Raw genomic sequence first — 339 nt, 5'->3', positions numbered from 1 at the left:
AAATCAGCGCTTTCTGCTGGTGGATTAGATTTGGATTTTACTGCTAATGGTATTGATGCTAAAGCATTAATAAATTTAGCGGGAAAAGAAGCAGCAGAAAATAGTATGATTGATTCTATAAATCATGTTTTTAAAGAATTAGGTAGCCGAATGTCAGAATTCAAAGCAATGGAATCAACTGGTCACATGGGTGCAGGTACTGCAGCAGCAGATCTAAACATTTGTTTAGATGGTATAGCTAGAAACATAAATAGTTATAATAAATCTTATGATGATAAATCTGTTTTTGATGTAGTAATAGATTCTTTACAATCAGTTAAGCAATCTTTATTCAATGAT

General features: G+C 31.6%; 1 protein-coding gene. It reads left to right on the top strand.

Going from position 1 to position 339, the window contains the following annotated elements:
• Positions 1-30: 30 nt before the first annotated feature.
• Positions 31-339 (top strand): hypothetical protein (locus I6751_RS10980; protein WP_196599098.1); only part of this gene is annotated, 309 nt, incomplete at its 3' end.

Source organism: Pectinatus frisingensis (assembly GCF_015732285.1).
GTDB lineage: Bacteria > Bacillota > Negativicutes > Selenomonadales > Selenomonadaceae > Pectinatus > Pectinatus frisingensis.
This window is presented reverse-complemented; position numbering and strand designations above follow the sequence as displayed.